Source organism: Cupriavidus sp. 05N40, from assembly GCF_056397305.1.
The window spans coordinates 1-2,936 of sequence record NZ_JBFTND010000395.1 but is presented as its reverse complement, the minus strand read 5'-3'; the positions used below and the strand labels follow the sequence as shown (position 1 = coordinate 2,936).

Annotated in this window: 2 protein-coding genes; both read left to right on the top strand. The window is 72.6% G+C overall.

Annotated features, from left to right (window positions below):
- Window positions 1-238: EAL domain-containing protein (locus tag AC1DO7_RS40730; protein WP_477117520.1), on the top strand; the 238-nt coding region annotated here is incomplete at its 5' end.
- A gap of 390 nt (window positions 239-628) precedes the next feature.
- The coding region (locus tag AC1DO7_RS40725; RefSeq protein WP_477117519.1) for a DUF6600 domain-containing protein at window positions 629-2,936 on the top strand (2,308 nt) is incomplete at its 3' end.

The following is a 2,936-nucleotide window of genomic DNA, read 5'->3' as shown; positions in this document are numbered from 1 at the left end:
CATCAAGATCGACCAGTCCTTTATCCGCAACGTCACGCAGAGCCCGGTCGATGCCGCCATCGTGCGCGCCATGGTCAACGTGGGCGGCAGCCTGGGCATCGGCGTGGTGGCGGAGGGCGTGGAGACCGCCGAGCAGCGCGATTTCCTCATCGAGAACGGCTGCCACGAGGTGCAGGGCTACCTCTATGGCCGGCCCATGTCGGCGGACAAGTTCACCGAATTCCTGCAGGCGCGCTGAGCCGGCACCGCCGCTCCGGACCCCGGGCGACCATCGGCGTCCTGGTGTCCCCGAAGGCCCGCACCCTGGCCGCGCCGGCGTTGCGCGCCCGTCGCACGCCCGTCGCAGGCCCGTCGCACTCCACCCGCTTCCCGTAATTTGTTTCCGGCTTTGTCCGGATCCTGCGCGCTTGGCCGCGGCCAGACGGCGACAACCGCGCGGGGCCGGGCCGTGCGGGCGGCGCGCAGCCCGGCCGCGGCCGGCGGCGCCTGCCGGCCGGCGGCGCGCCAGGGAAATATGTGCTTACAAAGTCCGGTGCGCCGGCGCGGCTGCCCGCCGTTAAGGGAAGTATCGTGACAGCAGGGAGCACGGGCGTTGGCCCGGCACCCGTTTCGTCGAAGAGGTAATTCCATGTTTCCTGACCGCAGGCTTGGCCACCGTGCCCGCGCCCTGCTCATAGCCACCGGCCTGGCAGGTGTCGTTCTTGTCACTTGGCAACTGCCGGCGCTGGCGCAGTCCGCCGATCCGTCCGACCGCATCGCCACCATCACCGACGCCGCGGGCAATCTCAGCTTCGCGCCGGCCGGCTCCGACGAGTGGGCCCAGGCCGCACCCAACCGGCCCATCACCACCGGCGACCGCCTGTGGGTGGACAACGGCGGACGCGCGGAGCTGCATGCCGGCTCCACGGCGATCCGGCTCGGCAGCGCCACCGCGGTGACGGTGCTCAACCTTGACGACAGCGCCACCCAGGTCAAGCTGACCCAGGGCACGCTGCAGCTGCGCGTGCGCGCGCTGCCGCCGGACCAGCCGGTGGAGATCGACACCCCCAACCTGGCCTTCGTGCCGCGCGAGCCGGGCGACTACCGGCTCGACGTGGCGGCCGACGGCAGCGCCACGGTGGTCACCCTCCATCATGGCTCGGCCGTGGTGTACGGCGACAATCGCTCGCTCGACATGCGCCGCGGCGAGCAGGTCCGCTTCGCCGGAACCGACCTGGCCGAGGCAGGCGCCGCCTCCGATCCGCCGGCCGACGAGTTCGACCGCTGGACCATGGCGCGCGATGCGCGCGAGGATGCCTCGCCCTCGGCCCGCTACGTACCTCCCGAGATGACCGGCTATGCCGCGCTGGACGGCTACGGCGACTGGCAGGAAGACCCGGGCTACGGCGCGGTTTGGTTCCCGCGCGTGGTCGCGGCCGACTGGGCGCCCTACAGCGCTGGCCACTGGGCCTGGGTGGCGCCGTGGGGATGGAGCTGGTGCGACGACGCGCCCTGGGGCTTCGCGCCGTCCCACTATGGCCGCTGGGCTCGCGTCGGCGACCGCTGGGGCTGGATGCCCGGCCCGCGCGCGGTGCGTCCGGTGTACGCCCCCGCGGTGGTGGGCTTTATCGGCGGCGGCCCCGGCCCCGGCCGGAATGCCTCCCACGGCGGACCGGGGGTAGCCTGGTACCCGCTCGGCCCGCGCGAGTCCTATCGCCCGGTCTATGGCGCCAGCCCTGGCTATCTCAATCGCATCAACCGCTTCACCGTCAATAACGAGGTGGTCAACAACCACGTGCGCAACGTCTATGTCAACCGGGATGTGCCGGGCGCCGTCACCGGCATGCCGGCGCGCGCCTTCGTGCAGGGCCAGCGCGTGCCGCCCGGCGCGCGCAACGACGCATGGCGCAACCTGCCGCGCGGCGAGGCCAACGGCGCGCCGCCGCTGGCGCCGGTCAAGGCCAGCCTGCTAGGTGCGAATCCCGGGCGGYCCGCGCCGCCGGCGGTCATGCAGGGCTTCAACCGTCCCGCCATCGCGGCGCGCGCGCCGGGCCGTCCCGCCAGCGACGAACTGGCCCAGCGTTTTGCCCGTGGCGGCGGCACGGTGCCCGGCGCGGGGCCGGCCTGGCACGGTGGCGGCGGTGGCCCCGCCCCGAACCCGGGCGCGGCAGCCGGCCCGGTGCGCCTGAGCCAGGCCGCGCCGGCCTTCCACGGCCGCAATGCGGCGGGACCGGGCAGTCCCGCCAACCCGGCCAACCCCGCCAATCCTGCATTCAACCCGCAGCGGGCCGAGGGCGGTCCGCGCGGGGCGATGCCGCAGGGCTTCGTCAATTCCGATCGCGGTGGCCAGCCGCAACCGCAGCAGCAGATGCAGGGGCGGGGCTGGACCACGCGTCCGGACCAGGCGCACGGCCAGCAGGGCGATCCGCAGGCCTTCGCGCGCCAGCAGCAGGAGCGTCAGTTTGGCGAGCAGCAGCGCGCCCAGCAGGGAATGCAGCAACAGCAGGACATGCAGCGCCAGCAGCAGGAACGCCAGCGTGGTGACCAGCAGCGCGCGCAGCAGGGGATGCAGCAACAGCAAGAGATGCAGCGTCAGCAGCAGGAACGCCAGTTTGGCGAGCAGCAGCGCGCCCAGCAGGSGATGCAGCAACAGCAGGAGATGCAGCGCCAGCAGCAGGAGCGCCAGCGCGGCGAGCAGCAGCGTGCCCAGCAGGGGATGCAGCAACAGCAGGAGATGCAGCGCCAGCAGCAGGAGCGCCAGCGCGGCGACCAGCAGCGTGCCCAGCAGGGGATGCAGCAACAGCAGGACATGCAGCGCCAGCAGCAGGAACGCCAGTTTGGCGACCAGCAGCGCGCCCAGCAGGCAATGCAGCAACAGCAGGAGATGCAGCGCCAGCAGCAGGAACGCCAGCGCGGCGACCAGCAGCGCGCCCAGCAGGCAATGCGGCAACAGCAGG